Source organism: Mesorhizobium sp. M1342 (assembly GCF_040317955.1).
GTDB lineage: Bacteria > Pseudomonadota > Alphaproteobacteria > Rhizobiales > Rhizobiaceae > Mesorhizobium.
This window is the reverse complement of record NZ_JAMYLI010000003.1, coordinates 134,704-153,776: the sequence shown is the minus strand read 5'-3', so window position 1 is coordinate 153,776 and position 19,073 is coordinate 134,704. Positions and strand designations below refer to the sequence as shown.

The following is a 19,073-nucleotide window of genomic DNA, read 5'->3' as shown; positions in this document are numbered from 1 at the left end:
GTGTGGTTTTGCACCGCCGGAATCTCGTCGCCTCATTGCGCCTTTGCAGCCCCGAACCGCAACCCGTCCATCAGCAGCTTGACCAGCCGGCGCGAACGGTCGCGCCATTCCGGGGTGTCGGGTGCCGAGTAGATGCCCGACAGCGCGTGCAGCACGTCGGAAGCGTCGACGTCGCCGCGGATGGTGCCGTCGGCCACCGCCGCCTCGACCAGTCGTCGCAAGGCTTGCGACACCCGGCCGAACGTGTCGGAAAACAGCGTCGAATTGGTGGTGAGCACAATGCGCAGGCTGGTCGCCAGGCCGCGCTTGGTGGCGATGTAGTCGACGAAGCGCTGCATCCACTGTTCCAGCGCGACATCGGACGGATGTTTTTGGGCAAGCTCGCCGGCGGCCGCGCACAGCGCCTCCACCTCGCGGCGATAGACCACCTCGACCAGATGCTCGCGCGTCGGGAAATGCCGGTAGAGCGTGCCGATGCCGACGCCGGCGCGGCGCGCGATCTCCTCCAGCGAGCCATCGATGCCGCGCTCGGCAAAGACTGACACCGCCACCTCGACCAGCCGGTCGCGGTTGCGCCGCGCATCGGCGCGCAACGGCTTTGCGTCTACGGCCTCGGCCTTCTGTTCAGCAATGGCGGACGGCTCGCTGGCCAATTTTTTCTCCACATCGTGTCAGGGGGCTTGAACCCGGCCGGGTCAGCCACCACGTAATAAACGGAGGCGCCTCCGTTTTAGTGGAGCACCTTTATCATATAATCAGGGGAACCGGTATGTCACGTCTTTCGAACACGCAAGCCGACATCTCCCCTGCCCGCCTGCCTCGCGGGAGACCCGCTGCCATCTCCGCTTTCGCCGTCAAGACCTGACCGAACGGTTACCTTGCCCTTCTGCGGCAAGGCACCAGTTCAATCCCATCCGCGTCAAGCAACTGGAGCCAGACGCCCATGACCAGCCTTCCCATCACCCTCACCATCAACGGACACAAACACGAACTGGAGGTCGATCCACGCGTAACCCTGCTCGACCTGCTACGCGAGCGGCTCGATCTCACGGGCACCAAGAAGGGCTGCGATCGCGGCCAGTGCGGCGCCTGCACGGTGCTGGTCGACGGCAAGCGCATCAACTCGTGCCTGGCGCTGGCGGTCAGCCATGACGGCGCCCAAGTCTTGACCATCGAAGGCGTCGCCCACGGCGAGGAACTGCATCCTGTGCAGGCCGCCTTCATCGCCCATGACGGCTTCCAGTGCGGGTTCTGCACGCCCGGCCAGATCATGAGCACGCTCGGCCTGATCGCCGAGGGACAGGCCGGCGACGATCCCGAACGCATCCGCGAGGGGCTGAGCGGCAACATATGCCGCTGCGCGGCCTATGGCGGCATCGTCGAGGCCGTCCTGGAAGCCCAGCAACAGCTTGTCAAAGCCGACCGGAGGACCGCGGCATGAGAGACTTCGACTACATCAGGCCCGCCACCATCCCCGACGCCATCGCCGCGGCAGCCGAGCCGGGTTCGGCCTATCTCGCCGGCGGCACCAATCTGCTCGACCTGATGAAAGGCGGCATCACCAGTCCCGAGCGTATCGTCGACATTTCCCGGTTGCCGGAGCTCAACCGCATCGAACGGCTGGACGATGGTGGCCTGCGCATCGGTGCGCTGGTTCGTAATGCCGACCTTGCCTACGATCCGGCGTTCGCCAAATCCTATCCGGCGGTGGCCGAGGCGCTGCTGTCGGGCGCTTCGGCTCAGCTTCGCAACGCCGCGACCGTCGGCGGCAATCTGTTGCAGCGCACGCGCTGCAGCTATTTCTACGACACCGCCAGCGCCTGCAACAGGCGCGAGCCTGGCGCCGGCTGCGACGCGCTGGAAGGCGAGAACCGCCTGCACGCCGTGCTCGGCTGGAGCGATGCCTGCATCGCCACCCACCCGTCGGACTTCTGCGTGCCGCTGGTGGCGCTCGATGCGGTGGTCGAGATCGAGGGCAAGAAGGGCCGGCGCCATGTGACGCTGGAGGAATTCCACCGGCTTCCCGGCGAAACGCCGCAGCGGGAGAATGCACTGGAACCCGGCGACCTGATCGTGGCGGTGCGCCTGCCGGCGGAGGCGGCCTCCTTCTCCGCCAATGCCCGCTACCTGAAAGTCCGCGAACGCACCTCTTATGCTTTTGCCGTCGTATCGGCCGCGGCAGCGCTCGTCGTCGATGACGGCAAGATCCGCGCCGCAAGGCTGGCGCTGGGCGGCGTCGCGGCCAAGCCGTGGCGGGCACGAACGGCGGAAGCCGTCCTGCTTGGCGCGGACGCCAACGAGGTGAACTTCGCCAGCGCGGCGGAGGCCGCCCTGGCCGATGCCAGCCCATCCGGCGACAATGCGTTCAAGATCGAGCTTGCCCGACGCATCGTGGTCAGGGCGCTGATGTCTGCCCAGGCGGGAACGCCCGAGCGGCTGCCTGCCCTTCCTGCCTCCCCGTTCTCGAACATTCCCGGAGCGCGCCATGACGCTTGAACTCAGCCTCAACCAGCAACCCGCCCATGCCCGGCAGGGCTCCAGCATCGGCCAGCCGCTGACCCGTCGCGACGGCTTTCTGAAAGTCACCGGAGCCGCGCGCTATGCCGCCGACAACCATCCGCCCGGCATGCTTTACGCCGTGCTCGCTGTCTCTAGCATCGCGCGCGGCCGCGTTGCCGCGCTGGATATCGAGGCGGCCAAGGCGCACCAGGGCGTGGTCGAGGTGATGACGCCCAAGAACCGGCCGGCGCTCGCCGCCGATCCGGATGCCAAGGACCATCCCTTCATGTTCCGGCTCGACCTGCTGCAAAACGATCAGGTCCGCTACCCCAACCAGAGCATCGCCGTGGTGATCGCCGAGACGCTGGAGGCGGCGACCGAGGGGGCGGCGCTGCTGTCGCCGCGTTATGAAGTGCTGCCGGCGCGCGTTGGCCTCGACGGCGCTGAAAGCTTCGTGCCGCGCGGTGTCGGCGTCGGCGGTCCGGCGGTGCAGCACAAGGGCGATGTCGAGGCCGGCCTCAAATCCGCAAAGACGCGGATCGAAGCCACCTACGAGACGCCGGCCCAGTACCACAACGCCATGGAGCCGCATGCGATCGTCGTCGCCTGGGATGGCGACACATTGTCGATCGACACACCGAGTCAGGGCCTTGCCATGGCGCAGGGCCGCATCGCCGGCCTGTTCGGCATCGCGCCGGAAAACGTCCACATCCGGAGCCCGTTCCTGGGTGGCGGCTTTGGCTCGAAAGGCATGATCTCCGGGCCGCAGGTGCTCGGCATTCTGGCGGCGCGCCTCGTCGGCCGTCCGGTCAAGCTGGCGCTGCGGCGTGAGCAGATGTACGGCCCGGTCGGCCACCGTGCGCCGACGCGCCAGACGCTGCGCATGGGCATGGATGGCGAAGGGCGGCTGACGGCACTCGACCATCACGCCAAGACTGCGTCGAGCACGTTCGACGATTTCTTCGAACCGGCGGCGGATGCCTCGCACACGCTCTATGCCAGCCCGGCCATCGCCACCTCGCACGATGCGGTGCGGTTGGACACCGGTACGCCGCTGTTCATGCGGGCGCCCGGCGAAGCCACCGGCTCGATCGCACTCGAAAGCGCCATCGATGAGGCGGCACACGCTTGCGGCATGGACCCGCTGGAGTTCCGGCTGCGGAACTATGCCGAGGTCGAGCCGATGACCGGCAAGCCGTTTTCCTCCAAGGCGCTGCGCGAGTGCTACAGGCAAGCGGCCGAGACGTTCGGCTGGGCGAGCCGCCCGCTTCAGCCTCGGCTGATGCGCGACGCCGACGGTTTCCTCACCGGCTGGGGCATGGGCACGGCGACCTTTCCAGCGCTCATGTTCCAGGCCGAAGCGCGTGCGGTGCTGAGGGCCGATGGCAGCGGCCTGATGGAGACCGGCGCGCAGGACATGGGGCAAGGCGCCTGGACCGCCTTCGCCCAGATCGCGGCCGACGGACTGGGACTGGATATCGACCAGGTCGATTTCAGGGCCGGCAGTTCCGACCTGCCCAATGCAGGCATTGCCGGCGGCTCCGGCCACACGGCGACGGCCGGCATGGCGATCCACAATGCGGGTGCCGCCGTCATCGCCAGGCTTGCCGATCTCGCCACCGGCAACGAGGCCTCGCCGCTGTTCGGCGCCGGCAATGAAGGCGTGCTGGCGCGCGGCGGCCACCTCTATCGGCGCGACGATGAAAGCCGCGGTGAAAGCTATGCCGAGATCCTCAAGCGCGCGGGCCTCACCGAGATCGAGGGCCATGGCAAAGGCGCTCCCGACCCGGCATCCCAGGAGACCTATGCCAAGCACGCGCACGGCGCCGTGTTTGCCGAGGTGAAGGTCGATCCGGATTTCGGCCAGATCCGCGTCACAAGGCTGGTCGGCGCGTTCGCCGCCGGGCGGATCATCAATCCCAGGCTGGTGCGCAGCCAGTATTATGGCGGCATGATCTGGGGCGTCTCGTTCGCGCTGCATGAGGAAGCCATCACCGACCGGCGCTCTGGCCGGATCCAGAATGCCAACCTCGCCGAATATCATGTCCCGGTGAATGCCGACGTTCCGTCGGTCGAGGCGCTGCTGGTCCACGAGGACGACCCTCATGTCAACGCGCTCGGCATCAAGGGCGTTGGCGAAATCGGCATCACCGGCACGGCCGGCGCCGTCGCCAATGCGGTCTGGCATGCGACCGGCGTGCGGCCGCGGCGCTTTCCGATCCGCATCGAGGATCTGCTGGGTGAGGAGTGGTCCGCCTAGCGGACGGGAGCGGTAGCGAAGGGCCGGACAACCGGCGCCAGGTCCTCGCTGGCCCACATGAGATCAACCGACTTCGCGTCAAGCACTGGAGCCAGACGCCCATGACCAAAACAACGATCCCAGTTCATCTCGATATCAACCGCCGTCATCACGATCTGCAACTCGAGCCGCGTGTGACGCTGCTCGACGCCTTGCGCGACCGGCTCGGCCTGACCGGCACCAAGAAGGGCTGCGACCACGGCCAGTGTGGCGCCTGCACCGTGCATATCGATGGCGAGCGCGTGCTGGCCTGCCTGACGCTGGCCGCCCAAGCCGAAGGCCGCACCGTCACCACCATAGAGGGGCTTGCACGGGAGGGCGAAATGCATCCCGTGCAGGCTGCCTTCCTTGAGCACGATGCCTTCCAGTGCGGCTATTGCACACCGGGCCAGATCATGTCGGCGGTCGCTTGCATCCGCGAAGGCCATGCCGGCTCCACCGACGAGATCCGCGAATACATGGCCGGCAATCTCTGCCGCTGCGGCGCCTATCCGCACATCGTCGCCGCCATCCGCCAGGCCGCCCTGGAGGCCGCATCATGAGGGATTTCTCCTATCTGCGCGCCAATTCACTCGATGCCGCACGCCAGGCGGCCGCCCTGCCCGGCGCCATGCTCTTGGCCGGCGGCACCACGCTGATCGATCTCGCCAAATGCGGCGTCGCCGAGCCCGAGACGCTGGTCGACATCGCTCATCTCAAGGGGTTGGACAGCATCGAGGTGAACGAACGCGGCGCTACCATCGGCGCGCTGGCCAGAATGAGCCATGTCGCCGACCATGCCGACATCAAGAGCCGCTTCCCCGCCGTCTCCAAAGCCCTGTGGCAGGCGGCTTCCGCGCAGATCCGCAACATGGCGACCATCGGCGGCAATCTGATGCAGCGCACGCGCTGCCCCTATTTCCGCGATCCCGCGAATTTCCCTGCCTGCAACAAGCGTGAGCCCGGCTCTGGCTGTTCGGCGATCGGCGGCGTTACCCGTGGCCATGCCGTACTCGGCACCAGCGAGGCCTGCATCGCCATGTATCCGGGTGACCTGGCCGTGGCGCTGGTCGCCTTCGATGCGATCGTGCATCTGGGCGAGCGCCAGATCCCGGTCGACGACTTTTTCCTGCTGCCCGGCACCACGCCGGATAGGGAACATGCGATTGAACCGGGCGAGATGATCACCGCCATTGAAATCCCCGGCTCGGCCGCTGCCCGGCGGTCGACCTACCTGAAAATCCGCGACCGGCAATCCTATGAGTTTGCCGCCGCGAGCGCGGCGGTCGGTATCGAGTTCGAACCTGACGGCCGAACGATCCGCGATTTGTGCGTCGCACTCGGCGGTGTCGCGACGAAACCATGGCGGGCGCGGACCGTGGAAGACGCGCTGAAGGGCAAGGCGCTGGAGCCGAACACTGTGCGCGCCGCCAGCCTGCTCGCTATCCAAGGCGCCGTCGATCATGGCGCCAACCGCTACAAGGTCGAACTGGCGCCGCGCGTCGTCGCCCGCGCCATCCTCAAATTGGGAGAGACGGCATGACCGTTCACAACATCAGGCATGGGGATGCGTCCGACGGCGCTTTTGCCGAAGCCGTCGGCGGCCGGCTGTCGCGCGTCGACGGCCCGGCCAAGATCACCGGTGCGGCGAAATACGCCGTCGAGCAGCAACTCCAAGGGCTCGCCTACGCCGTGCTGGTCGAAAGCACGATTGCATCTGGCAAGGTGCGCTCGATCGACACAACTGCCGCCGAGGCGGCGCCCGGCGTGCTGAGGGTGCTGACGCCGGACACCATCACCAGCCTGAGGACCGCGGCGGACTGGTTCGGCACGCCGCCGCCCGACAAGCCCTATTGCCCGCTTGCGCGCGACATCACTTTTTCGGGCCAGCATGTCGCCGCTGTCGTCGCCGAGACCTTCGAACAGGCGGTGGCGGCGGCAGCACTGGTCAAGGTCAGCTATGACGAGACGCCTGCCATCGTCGACCTCAGCGATGCCAAGGCCGGCGACGGCATCCCGATCGACGCCATGACCAAGGAATGGGGCGATGCGCAAGGTGCGTTCGCGTCGGCACCGGTCCGCATCTGCGCCGCCTACAACACGCCGCGCGAATACCAGGCGCCGATAGAGCCGCATGGGCTGATCGCGCGCTGGGAAGGCGATAAGCTCACAGTATGGGAGCCGAGCCAGTGGCTGGACGGGATGGCGCGCACCTATGCCGAATGGTTCGGCGTGCCGTTCGAGAATGTGCGGCTGGTCTCGCCCTATATTGGCGGCGGCTTCGGCTCCAAGGCGCTGGCACTCAGCCATGGCGCGGTGGCCGCATGTGCCGCCAGAATGCTTGGCCGGCCGGTGCGCCTGGTGATGACGCGGCCCCAGACCTTCACCGGTTACGGCGGCCGCGCGGCGACGCGCCAGACAGTGACGATCGGCGCCGACGCGCAAGGAAAAATCCAGTCGATCGTGCATCGTGGCATCAACGAGACGTCGATGGACGGCATGTGGGTCGAGCCGCTCGGATCGGTCACCTCGATCATGTACGCGACGCCGAATTTCTCCTCCAGGCAGAATGTCGTGCGGGTGAATTCGGTAGTGCCGGGCGCCATGCGCGCGCCGGGCGAAAACCCTTCGGCCTTCGGCATCGAAAGCGCCATCGACGAACTCGCCTACGAGGTCGGCATCGACCCCCTGGAGATTCGGCTGAGAAATTATGCCGAACAGGACCCGCATGCCAAGAAAGCCTGGTCGACCAGACAGTTGCGCGAGGCTTTTGCCGCAGGCGCGGAGCGCTTCGGCTGGGCCAGGCGCTCGCCCGAACCGCGCTCTATGCGCGACGGCAACCAGCTGATCGGCTGGGGAGTAGCGGCCGGCACCTATCCGGTTCGGCGCGCCTATGGCGAGGCGATCGTGCGTATCCTGGCGGACGGCTCGGTCGAGGTCGAGAGCTCCTCGATCGACATGGGCCAGGGCACCTACACAATCCTGGCGCAAACCGCCGCCGAAACGGTCGGCGTGCGAGCCGACGACGTGGTGGTGAAGCTCGGCGACTCCCGTTTCCCCCGCGCCGGCGTCACCGGCGGTTCGCGGCTTGCCGGCGTCATGACGGGTGCGGTCTACAAGGCGGCGACCTCGGCGCTCGACCAGCTGATCGGCCTCGCCATCAGCGATCCGCGCTCGCCCTTCCACGCGCTGCAGGCCAACACCTTGGTCGTCGCCAACGGCCGCATCGCCTCGCCGCGCGGCGACGGCCCCGATGTCTCGATCGCCGAACTGCTCAAAAGCGTCGGCCGCGACCACATCGAAGCCACCGGCGACACCATGCCGGCCAATTCGACGCCAGAGGATCGTTACAAGAACTACACCACCATCGCCATGTCGGTGCCGCACACCGAGGGCGACTATTCCCGCCACTCCTGGTGCGCGCATTTCATCGAGGTGCGGGTCGACGAGGACTTCGGCACGGTGCGCGTGTCACGCGTGGTGTCCGCACTGGATTCGGGCCGGCTCTACAATCCCAAGCTGGCCGAAAGCCAGTGGAAGGGTGGCATCATCATGGGCATCGGCCAGGCACTGCTGGAAGAAGGCATCGTCGACCGCCGCCACGGCCGCATCGTCAACAACAACCTCGCCGATTACCTCGTGCCGACCAACGCCGACATCCCCGACATTGAAGTGATCTCGGTCGGCATCCCCGACCTGCATTCCTCGCCGCTCGGCGGCAAGGGCGTCGGCGAACTGGCCATTGTCGGCGTGGCGCCGGCGATTGCCAACGCGGTGTTCCATGCGACGGGAAAGAGGATCAGGGATCTGCCGATCACACTGGAGAAGCTAATCTGAGGGCGGTGGCTGATCTCCCACTCGAGGGAGATGTCGCCAGAGGCAACAGAGGGGGTCGCCGCGTGTAGAGCGCCAACCCCGTCTGCGGCAGCAGGCCGAGCCCCGCCGCCCCTGGCCTGCCGGCCATCTCCCGAGGGAGATTTGTAGCACCAGCAATCAGAACTTGTAGCTGAGCCCGACCCGGATATCCTGCGTCTGGAGGTCGACATGGGTTTCCGTGGGCAGGCCGGCGGCCACCGAGAGGTCCTGGCTGCCGAAATCCGAGTAGCGATATTCGGCTCGAGCGATCCACTTGTCGGTGAAGGCGTGCTCGATGCCGGCGCCAACGGTCCAGCCGACATGGCTGTCGCTGTGGAGCGTTACTTCGGCGGCAGGGCCACCGGCGCTGACCGCAATAAGCTCATACTTGGCCGCGGCGACGCCGGCAGTGATGTAGGGCAAGGTCCGATCGAAAGCATAGCCGGCCCGCAGCCGCGCCGACCCCGACCATTTGAGTTCGCTCTTGAGCAAGGTGGTGACACCGCCGCCGCCGGCGTCGAGGGCCGTCAGCCCATCTATATTGCTGTACACAATGTCGGCCTCGGCGCCGATCACGAAGCTGTTCTCCATCTGGTAATTGGCGCCGATATGAACACCGCCGATAAATCCGTTCGGATCGGTGGAGACATTGAGATCGGTGGCCCCGCCCAGTCCGCCGCCGGCGATGAACAGATTGGATTTCCCGGCCGCGTAGCCGATGTCGACGCCGGCATAGAGTCCGGACCAGTCGTAGGTGGAGGCAACAGGCGAAACCTCATTGATATCAGCCGCACACGCCATACCGAGCGGCGCGAGAATCAAGGCCGTTGCGAGAAGAAGAGTTTTCATTGTTGTCTACCGCCCCAAGAATGTTGTGGTCCCCGCCGCGAATGCCTCGCGGAGATCCGGTGTTGTCGCCGCCCCGATGTCGCATTGTCCGTCGGACGTGTCTTGGGCTGGGCCGCACGCGAATTGTCCTGAAATGCAATGCCACGCTTTTTCGGCCGGTGTGGCCATTCAGCCTCAGTCGAATGACACCAGCTGGCACTGCCCAGCGCGGAGCCTGACGGCAACCATTCCCGCTACGGCTGGCGCGCGTTCATCGAGGTGCGCGTCGACGAGGATGTTGGGTCCCCGGCGATCGGCGCCCTTCACTGAGCTGCCAGCGGCGTGCCTATGTCCGAAACGAGTTTGACGAGATCGGCTTGGCGTCTCGTGCCGGTTTTGGCGAAGATGCGGTTGAGGTGGGTCTTCAAAGTGTTTTCGCCGACACCGAGCGCCAGCGCGCTCTTCGACGCGGACAATCCGCTGCCGATGCGCAGCAGGACCCGCGCCTCCGCGGGCGTAAGGTCGAACAGAGTGGCGAGAACGGCTTCCGGGAGTGGAGAAGAAGACGTCGTGGTCGAAATGAAGACGGCGGCACATGCGGGCCGGAAAGCAGCGCGTGCGGTTCCTTCGGTCAACGGCAATATATAGGCGACGGCGGGGGGCTGACCTGGGGCCGAAATGGGCAGGCCTATACCGCGGGAGCCAAGCGAGGCATCCGCGCTCGCGGCACTGGCGATTGCATCCAGCAGGGCGCGGGCCACCGCCGAATTCTGCACCTGGAGCAGACCGTTCCTGGAAAAAATGGGCCCTTGCAGCGAAAACATCCGTTCGGCAGCCCCATTCGCATGGAGGATTGCTCCGTTGGCGCCGGTAAGCACGACAGGCACGGCGAGATGATCGAGCGCCTGGCGGTAAAGGTCGGCGGTAACGCGAGCCTGATCGAGCAGATCTCCAATCAGCGACGCACGGCGCAGGTGCGGCGAGAGCAATGCCAGGAAGCGCTGTTCTTCAGCTGATATGATTCCCCTGTCGGCCCGCGTAGTGCAGCCCATGAGCCCGATCCGGTCCGGCGTATGGACGAATTTGGTGATGCAGGCTTCGCGCAATCCCTGCGGTTTGGCCCAATTCTGGAAAAATGGCGTCTGCTGGAGTTCGGCTTCGCTCATATGCGACAGCGTCGCAACGGGTGTGTCGATGTCGCCGACAACCGCGGCCTTCAGTCCGGGAATTGCGTCAAAGTCATAGTCCTCCTGGAGCACGCGCATTTGCACGGGATCCCAGGGCGATTGGGCCGCGAAGCGGCCATGATTGCCGGCAGTGCTGGCAAGCGCGACGGTGGTATAGGCTGCGTCTACAGCCTCCGTGATCCGGATCATTACCCCGGCCCAGCCTTCCGGATTCAAAACGCAATCGTAGATATCGCCGATGATCGACGAAAGGACTTCGCTGCTCAGTCTCTCCACCACGCCCCCAGTTTCCTGACGTGCCCACCTCCCCGGATGGCGGGCCGCCGTTCGTTGTAAAAGAGGCAATCTCACCTCGGAGGATTTGCCGCGTCATACTTTCGGGTGACGCCATGCGTGATCATGCTGGATTATATATCTAATTCGATCAGTTGAACGCCAAACGATCAATGTTCCAGATCAGGAAACATTTCGTTTCGATATTCTCTGAAGCTGTGGGTATCGGGGTGTTCCATTGTCACGAAAGACGGTGTTTTCATCGGCTCAACTGCCGTCGCATCTCAATGATCGCGATCGATTTTCCCTCTGGCAAGACATCCATGTCGCGCAGATATGGTCGGTCGAATACGGCATGTCGGACAACCTGCCTTTCGAAGCTGCGATCGAAGCCACAGCTGTCGGATCACTGGTTCTTGGCCAGATGTCCGGAACGATCAAGCATGCGACGAGGAACGCGAGCAATATCGCCGATGACGGCAACGGCGGTTATCTCCTGCTGATCAACAAATCCGACACACTGTTGACCGGCGTCCAGGCCGGCCGCGACTATGATGTCGGGCAGGGAGAAGCGGTGCTGGTCACAGCATCGGAAGCGCTGAAAATGGCCGGCGCCGACAGCAATGTGTGGACAAACGTGGTGGTCCCGCGCAGCGTCCTCGCACGGGCCTTCCCGCAGATCGACGACAGGCTGGCGTTGAAGATCGGCGCCGAGAACGAAGCTCTCGATCTTCTCAAGCGTTATTGCCAACTTCTTGAAACCGGCCGCCCTCTCATCTCGCCCGATCTGATTGCGCACGCGACGGAAACGATCGTCGATCTGATCGGCCTGGTGACAGGCGCCAAGGGTGAGGTTGCCGAACTGGCCGGCTTGCGCGGTCTGCGGGCAGCCAGGTTGCAAGCGGTCCTGGTGAAGATCGCGGACAATTTCGCCAAGCCCGGCATCTCGGCGCAAGGCGTCGCACAGGAACTCGGCCTGTCGGCGCGCTATGTTCACAATCTTTTGCAGAAGTCGGGTATCAGCTTCTCCGAGCGCGTTCTCGAACTGCGCCTGCAGACGGCCCACAAAATGCTTTCGCAGAGACAGAATGGCGAGATGCGCGTCAGCGAAATTGCCATGACCAGTGGCTTCAGCGATGTGTCGTACTTCAATCGCTGCTTTCGCCGCCGCTTCGGCTACACGCCGACGAGCGCCAGATAGAACCGGAGACCCGGAAACCTACACACGACTCGATTCCGATTACCTCTCCGTCAAAAGCCGAGATCCCGCGGCGATCAATGGCGCCTCCGAATGCGATGGCCGATCGACGGCTTCAGCGAAACGGGCGGATCTGCGGCGCTGACCAGCGCGAATTCAACCACCGACGCCACCTTCATCACGCTCAGCCTGCGTGCTTCCACCGATTTGGGCCTCGGCGAATCAAGGCGACGGCGCGCGGCATGCTCGGCTGACGCCATGCCTTCGGTGATGTCACGCCGACCTCGACGTTCGCTTTTGCCGGCGGCGATCTCTTCACCATCGCCGGCGAATGTCCTGCCAAGCGCGAAGCGCGCGCGATGATCCAGATGCGACGTAAATCCGCCGATGAGAAGACGTTCTTTTGCAAGGAACGACCGGCCTTTTCCACAATCGCAGTCTTCATTTCGACACGCACCGTATTGGACCAGATCACGGTCTGTCCAGAGCCGGAAATACTTGTGCGCAGGTGACAACTTCAGTGCCGTCCTGGACAAGGGTTGACTTAAGTTTTTTAAATTTGGCCGGTTGATTCCAGAAATAAAACACCGCCCTCGCAACTGAACCACTCCCGTACGACGTTCAGCGATTCGAAATCGAAATTTGAGAAGCTCACAGTGACGTCTGCACGATAGCGTTGCTAGTTATTCCTCGAAGAAGAGTTTGGAATGGAACGTTTTGTATTTGGTATCTTTCTCAGGTACTCAGTTGACATAACTCCAAGCATCACATTAGAGATTTCTATCAGGCAAGTCAGCCCCGGACTGATCCGGGGTCGCATGAATTGGCTGCGAGGGGCAAATCATGGGGCGTGTTCAAGATTCCGCCGGTCTTAGGCCTTCGGACCTAAGCCAGACCCCCTCGAATTCAGCCCGACAGAGCAACCTGCGTTCACAGGCGAGCCAGCTTGCGCTGCGATCCGCCATCGGGATTGCTGCGGCCGCGGGCGTGAGTCTGCTGGCGTCCGGCCAAGCCTGGGCGGATTGTCTCGTCGGTGCCGTCACTGTCCAATGCGACACGACCTCCACCACCGACACGACATTTCCCGCTGACGCACCCAACGACCGCAACTATCAGAACTTGTCGCCCACGCAAGTCATCGTCACTGTCGATCCGGGAACGACGGTAAGCGGTTATGGCCTTGCGGTTTCCAACGCCGACGCCGGCGGCGTCACCGTCACCAACAATGGCACGATCAGCGTCGAAGCCGGCAACACGCCGACCGCGGGTGGCACGGCGGCCCTGTCGGTCTCGGCGGCTGGCGGCGCCATCACCTACACGGGTGGAAACATCATCAACCATGGCGCCGGCAACGCGTTCGATGCGACGCAGACCGGCGGTGTCGGCTCGATAGACATTAACGTCTCCGGCAATATCTTTTCGGCGGCAGGCGAAGGTATTACTGTCCGCGACGTCGCGACCAGCACCGGCATTTCGGTGACCACGGGCGCTGTCACCGCACTCACCGCGGGCAAGGACGCCATCGACGTCCAGACCCAGTCGTTGACCGCCGATATCACGGAGGTCGCCAACGGCGACATCAAGGCGGGCAATGCCGGCATGGTGGCCGCGATCCTCAACGCTTCGGGGACCGGCAACATCGACGTGACCGCCAACGGCTCCATCGACGCCCGGTTCGGCATCGACGCCGAGAACTTCGGATCGGGCTCGACCACGGTGACCACGGTCGGTCCGGTCACCGCGACCAGCGGGAACGGCATCTATGCGCAGTCGGCCGGCGCCGCCGTCACCATAACGGCGGGCGACGTGGCGTCCACCGGCAACACGGCCATCATCGCCCGGCAGACCAAGGCAGCGGGCTCGGGTGCGGTCAACGTGACCGCGGGCGATGTCTCGGGGACGACCGGCATCGAGGCAACCAACTACGGCACCGGCGCGATCGGCATCACCGCCAATGGCACGGTGACCGGCACACTTGCCGAGGGCATCAAGGCGACCGGCAACGGCGCGGTGAGCGTGAGCGTCGCCGACACGGTGACCGGCGCCACGATCGGCCTGTCGCTGACCGGCGGCACCGGCGGTGCGGGCGACATCAGCGTCACCGGCACCGGCGGGTTCGTCGGCGGGACCGGCAACGCTGCGACCATCCAGAACAACGGCTCGGGCACGGTCACGGTCGACATCTCCGGCGCGAGCAGTTCGACCGGCGGCGAAGGCTTCGTCGTGCGCGACACGGCGGCCGGCGGCGACATCAGCGTCACCACGGGCGCGGTGACCGCACTGACCGCGGGCAAGGATGCCATCGACGTCCAGACCCAGTCGACGACCGCCGATATCACGGAGGTCGCCAACGGCAACCTCCATGCGGGCAATGCCGGCATGGTGGCCGCGATCCTCAACGCTTCGGGGACCGGCAACATCGACGTGACCGCCAACGGCTCCATCGACGCCCGGTTCGGCATCGACGCCGAGAACTTCGGATCGGGCTCGACCACGGTGACCACGGTCGGTCCGGTCACCGCGACCAGCGGCAACGGCATCTATGCGCAGTCGGCCGGCGCCGCCGTCACGGTGACGGCGGGCGACGTGACGTCCACCGGCAACACGGCCATCATCGCCCAGCAGACCAAGGCAGCAGGCTCGGGTGCGGTCAACGTGACCGTGGGCAACGTCTCGGGTACGACCGGTATCCGCACCCTCAACAACGGCACGGGCGCGATCGGCATCATCACCAACGGCACGGTCGAAGGCGATATCGCCGCGATTTCGGCGCAATCGAACAGCGGCAATGCGATCGGCATCACCCTTTCCGGCGCGACGCACAACACCGCCCTGACGGCCGCGGCGCTGGCCATCACTACCTCTGATGGTGCCACGACAATTCTCAATGGCGGTGCACTGACCGGCCGGGTGGAGCTTGGCGGTTATGCCGACCTCCTGACCAACCACGCTACCTGGACAACCGGCGGCACCAGCCTGTTCGGCGCCGGCATCGACACCGTGACGAATACAGCCGCAGCCTCTCTCAGAACCGCCAGCAATGGCGCAACGCAGGAGACCACCACCTTCAGCGGGCTCGAGTTGCTGTCCAATGCCGGACGTCTCACCATGCAGGATGGCGGCGCCGGCGACCGCACGGAGCTTGCCGCCACTGTGGCTCTGGCGGCCGGTTCGACCTACGCCGTCGACACCAACGCCGCACTTCAGTCGGATCTCCTTCACACCACCGGCACTGCCACCATCACCGGCTCGACCCTGGCGGTGACGGCGCAAGGCATCACCGCCGGCCGCTACACCGTGCTGACCGCCGATCTGGGACTCACCGGCGAGTTCGCCTCTGTGACGGGGATCACCAGCACCGCGTTCCTGTCGGTGACGGATGCCTACGACTTGAACAATGCCTATCTCGATGTGCTGGTGTACGGCTTCACCGATATCGGGCTGACACCCAACCAAATCGCCACCGGCGGCGGCGCTGAAAGCCTCGGGGCCGGCAATCCTATCCATGACGCCCTTCTGGCGCTGCCGACAGCAGCTTCTGCACGCGCTGCTTTCGACCAGCTGTCTGGCGAGGTCCACGCCTCGGCCAAGGGCATGCTGGTCGAGGACAGCCGCTTCGTTCGCGACGCAGTCACCAATCGTATCATGTCCGCTTTCGGCGATATTGGCGCGGCCGCATTGCCGGTCATGGCTTATGGCGAAGGTGGCCCCGAAATGGTCGCGGCCGACACCGACCGTTTCGCCGTCTGGGGCCAGGCCTTTGGGTCGTGGGGCAATACCGACTCCGACGGCAACGCCGCCGCCTTCGATCGTTCGACCGGCGGCCTGCTGGCGGGCGCCGACACGCTGGTGGGCGGCTGGCGCGTCGGCCTGCTCGGCGGCTACAGCCATTCGAGCTTCGACGCCGACGATCGCAACTCTTCGGGCAAGAGCGACAGCTATCATCTCGGCCTCTATGGTGGCACCAACTGGGGCGCCATCGCCTTCCGCACCGGCGCCGCCTACAACTGGAGCAGCCTTTCGACCAAACGCTCGGTTGCTTTCAACGGCTTCACGGATGGGTTGTCGGCCGACTATGATGCCGGCACCGCGCAAATGTTCGGCGAACTCGCCTACCGGGCCGATGCCGGACAATTCAAGTTCGAGCCGTTCGCCAACCTCGCCTATGTCAAGGTCCATACCGACGGCTTCACCGAAGACGGTGGCGATGCGGCATTGACCAGCGCCGGTACGTCCACCGATGCGACCTTCACCACGCTGGGCCTGCGCGGTTCCTCGGACTTCGCGCTCGGCGGCATGAACGCCACGGCGCGCGGCATGCTCGGCTGGCGCCACGCGTTCGGCGACGTCACGCCGACCTCCAGCTTCGCCTTCGCCGGCGGCGATCAATTCAGCATCGCCGGCGTGCCGATCGCCAGGGATGCGGCCGTCATCGAGGCTGGTCTCGACTTCAACATGTCGGCCAACGCGACGCTAGGCCTGTCCTATTCCGGCCAGTTCGGCGGCGGCGGTGTCGACCAGGGCGCCAAGGTCGATCTCGCCGTGAAGTTCTGAACAGCAACGAAGCGCGCCGGCCGGACAAAGGCAACGCCCGAACGGCGGTCGGCGACGGGACCGGCTTTACGGCACGATTCCGCATATCCCTCCCACCCTACTCCGCCCCACCCTACTCCGCCCCACCCTACTCCGGCGATGGAACCGGCGGCCGTGATGTCAGCGCCGTGCCGAAGGCGGCGACAACGACGGCTGCGATCCCGGCCAATTGCGTTGCGGTCAGGCTTTCATGCAGGAACAGGAAGCCGGCCAGTGCGCCCAGCCCCGGCTCCAGGCAGGTCAGCGTGCCGTAGATGCGCGCCGGCATGCGGGTCAGCGCCACCATCTCCAGGAAGAATGGCAACGCGCTGGAAAACAGGCCGACCAGCAGCGCGCTGACCAGGATCGACGGCGCCAGCAGCGCGGTTCCCGCCTGTGCCACACCGAAGGGCAGCACCAGCACGGCGGCGATCGCCATGCCGTAGGCGGTGGTGCGAGTGCCAAGCTCCGCGCCGGCCTTCTGGGCCAGCACGATGTAGAGCGCCCAAAACCCGCCGGCCGCCAGCGCCAGCATCACCCCGATCGGATCAAGCGGCGCGAGGGAATGAACGAAGGGCGACAACAGCAGGATGCCGGCCACCGCCAGCGCGATCCAGGCAAAGTCGCTGGCGCGCCGCGAGCTCAAGGTCGCCACCAGAAGCGGGCCGGTAAACTCCAGCGCTACCGCGATGCCGAGCGGAATCCTGGCCAGCGCTGCGTAGAACAGGAGATTGAGCGCGGCGAGCGTCACCCCATAGGCGACCAGCCACGGCATGGTGGCACGCGAGGGCCGCATCTGCCAGGGCCGCAACACCGCGATCAGCATCAGCGCACCGATGACCAGCCTGAGCGTCGTCGTGCCTTGCGCGCCGATCTGCGGGAACAGGCCCTTGGCGAAGGTGGCGCCGATCTGGATCGACACCATGGCGCCCATCAGTGCCGCGACCGGCAAGGGCGCCGCTTCGCGACTGGCAATCGGCGTCGATGTCACGTGATCCCATCCTCCATACCGCCGGGTCCAAACCCGACCGGCGCATGGAGATAGGGCGAACCGGCCGGCCTGTCGTGAGGCAGCGGCAACTGGCTGCTAGGGCAAGGACTGCAGGCACGCTATGAGCCTCCCGGGCCGCGAAGCGTTCATTGCCGCGGCGGACAAGGAATAGCTGGAGATGATCCTGTAGGTGTGAGAGCGCAACGACAACGCTTTAGGCGGTGGCAGCCGAGCGCTTGAAGACGATGGTGACCCGCGTACCCTCGGCAGCGCTCGACCTCACGTCGAACTCCGCCCTAGCATTCTCGGTCAGCGAGCGGGCGATCAGCGCCCCGAGCTTACCGCGCTTGGGCCAGCTCTCGCCGTCCGGCAGGCCGATGCCGTCATCGGCGATCACGATGCGGCAGCCATCGCCGTCAACGATGCTGTGCAGCGTGATCGTGCCGCCGTCTCGCCCTTGGAAGGCATGCTTGAGCGCATTGGTCAAAAGTTCGTTCACCACCAGCCCGGTCGGCATGGCGACATTGATCGACACCGGATAGGTGTCGACCTTCATGTCGAGGCGGATGCCCTCGACCGCATGCGAGTTCATCACCGCCGACGCGATCTGGCTGAGATAGACGCCAAGATCGACCTCGTCCTTTTCATCGTCCCCCGACAGCGTCTGGTAGAGGATTGCCAGCGCATCGACGCGACCTGCCAGCCTCTCGAAACGCTTCTGATCCGGTTCGGCCGCGTTGCGCGTCTCCATCCGGATCAGTGCGGTGATCATCTGCAGATTGTTCTTCACCCGGTGCTGCAGTTCGCGCAGCAGCGTGTCCTTCTCGCGGATGCGTTCATCGATCGATCGCGGATCCTCCGTTTCGCCATGGGCCGAGACGTCGACCAGCGCCACCAGCCGGAAGCAGGCCTTGCCATTGTCGTCCTCGATGACGTTGGAATAGACGTCGACGATCGCCGGCTGGTCTTCTGTCCGCTCCAGCCGGAACGTGCCGATGAAATCGGTGTCCTCGACCACGGCCTCGAACAGCGGCCGGTCCTTCTGCTTGTGCAGGCCGGTGCCGGAAAGCGCCGCCCAGTGTTGCCGAGCGAGCGTCGCCGCCTTGAGGCCGGACAGTTTCTCGAATTCCGGATTGGCGTAGACGACACGCTCCTTCGAATCCAGGCCCGAGACGGCAATGGCGATCGGTACCTGGTCGAGGAATTTCTTGAACTGTTCGCTTTCGAGCGCGCTGGCAAGGTCCGGCGTTTCGAGCAACTGCCCGACCGCTTCGGCCTTCTGTGTATCGGATGTCATCTGCGGCGCCTGTGCTGTGTGGTCACCATCAATAACAGCGATGCGATCGCCCCGCCATCGCCAAAGCACGAGGCGGCATTTTCACGCCCCGCATC

14 protein-coding genes are annotated in these 19,073 nt (G+C 65.1%); 8 read left to right on the top strand and 6 right to left on the bottom strand.

The features are described 5' to 3' along the window. Positions 1-32: 32 nt before the first annotated feature. Positions 33-653: a TetR/AcrR family transcriptional regulator gene (locus tag NKH06_RS03950; protein WP_352611149.1), complete on the bottom strand. Its 621-nt coding sequence runs from the start codon at positions 651-653 to the stop codon at positions 33-35. A 290-nt stretch (positions 654-943) separates the two neighbouring features. Between NKH06_RS03950 and NKH06_RS03945 the strand changes: the two genes are divergently transcribed. From NKH06_RS03945 to NKH06_RS03920, 6 genes are all read left to right on the top strand, one after another. Next, positions 944-1,441, top strand: coding sequence for a (2Fe-2S)-binding protein (locus tag NKH06_RS03945; protein WP_023814339.1), 498 nt, complete (start codon positions 944-946; stop codon positions 1,439-1,441). Then, positions 1,438-2,496: an FAD binding domain-containing protein gene (locus tag NKH06_RS03940; protein WP_352554559.1), complete on the top strand. Its 1,059-nt coding sequence runs from the start codon at positions 1,438-1,440 to the stop codon at positions 2,494-2,496. The genes NKH06_RS03945 and NKH06_RS03940 overlap by 4 nt, the downstream gene beginning before the upstream one ends. Next, the gene (locus NKH06_RS03935; RefSeq protein WP_352892301.1) at positions 2,486-4,759 is read left to right on the top strand and encodes a xanthine dehydrogenase family protein molybdopterin-binding subunit; all 2,274 of its coding nucleotides are present in this window, start codon (positions 2,486-2,488) and stop codon (positions 4,757-4,759) included. Before NKH06_RS03940 ends, NKH06_RS03935 begins: the two co-directional genes overlap by 11 nt. Before the next feature lie 101 nt (positions 4,760-4,860). Then, positions 4,861-5,340, top strand: coding sequence for a (2Fe-2S)-binding protein (locus NKH06_RS03930; protein ID WP_352554561.1), 480 nt, complete (start codon positions 4,861-4,863; stop codon positions 5,338-5,340). Next, positions 5,337-6,320, top strand: a complete 984-nt coding sequence (locus tag NKH06_RS03925) for an FAD binding domain-containing protein (RefSeq protein ID WP_352554562.1) — start codon at positions 5,337-5,339, stop codon at positions 6,318-6,320. The genes NKH06_RS03930 and NKH06_RS03925 overlap by 4 nt, the downstream gene beginning before the upstream one ends. After that, on the top strand, positions 6,317-8,614 hold the full coding sequence (locus tag NKH06_RS03920) for a xanthine dehydrogenase family protein molybdopterin-binding subunit (RefSeq protein WP_352892300.1): 2,298 nt from the start codon (positions 6,317-6,319) through the stop codon (positions 8,612-8,614). Before NKH06_RS03925 ends, NKH06_RS03920 begins: the two co-directional genes overlap by 4 nt. Before the next feature lie 156 nt (positions 8,615-8,770). On the opposite strand, the gene NKH06_RS03915 is transcribed toward NKH06_RS03920, so the two are convergent. Together NKH06_RS03915 and NKH06_RS03910 are read right to left on the bottom strand one after the other, a co-directional pair. Further along, positions 8,771-9,481 (bottom strand): outer membrane protein, encoded by a 711-nt coding sequence (locus NKH06_RS03915; RefSeq protein WP_128305772.1) that lies wholly within the window; start codon positions 9,479-9,481, stop codon positions 8,771-8,773. 302 nt (positions 9,482-9,783) lie between these two features. Beyond that, the gene (locus NKH06_RS03910; RefSeq protein ID WP_352674168.1) at positions 9,784-10,926 is read right to left on the bottom strand and encodes a helix-turn-helix transcriptional regulator; all 1,143 of its coding nucleotides are present in this window, start codon (positions 10,924-10,926) and stop codon (positions 9,784-9,786) included. A gap of 232 nt (positions 10,927-11,158) precedes the next feature. Here NKH06_RS03910 and NKH06_RS03905 point away from each other — a divergent pair, with 232 nt between their 5' ends. Beyond that, a complete protein-coding gene (locus NKH06_RS03905) occupies positions 11,159-12,121 on the top strand; it encodes an AraC family transcriptional regulator (RefSeq protein ID WP_352441803.1) in 963 nt (320 codons plus the stop codon). A gap of 74 nt (positions 12,122-12,195) precedes the next feature. Here the strand turns inward: NKH06_RS03905 and NKH06_RS03900 are convergent, their stop codons facing one another. Next, positions 12,196-12,633 carry a hypothetical protein gene (locus NKH06_RS03900; protein ID WP_352892298.1) on the bottom strand — a complete coding sequence of 146 codons (438 nt, stop codon included), beginning with the start codon at positions 12,631-12,633 and terminating at the stop codon, positions 12,196-12,198. Between the two features lie 472 nt (positions 12,634-13,105). Here NKH06_RS03900 and NKH06_RS03895 point away from each other — a divergent pair, with 472 nt between their 5' ends. After that, the gene (locus NKH06_RS03895; RefSeq protein ID WP_352892295.1) at positions 13,106-16,672 is read left to right on the top strand and encodes an autotransporter domain-containing protein; all 3,567 of its coding nucleotides are present in this window, start codon (positions 13,106-13,108) and stop codon (positions 16,670-16,672) included. A 127-nt stretch (positions 16,673-16,799) separates the two neighbouring features. On the opposite strand, the gene NKH06_RS03890 is transcribed toward NKH06_RS03895, so the two are convergent. Beyond that, complete coding sequence (locus NKH06_RS03890) at positions 16,800-17,681, bottom strand: EamA family transporter (protein ID WP_031213978.1); 882 nt, start codon at positions 17,679-17,681, stop codon at positions 16,800-16,802. A gap of 214 nt (positions 17,682-17,895) precedes the next feature. Continuing rightward, complete coding sequence (locus tag NKH06_RS03885) at positions 17,896-18,978, bottom strand: sensor histidine kinase (protein WP_352892292.1); 1,083 nt, start codon at positions 18,976-18,978, stop codon at positions 17,896-17,898. Positions 18,979-19,073: the final 95 nt, after the last annotated feature.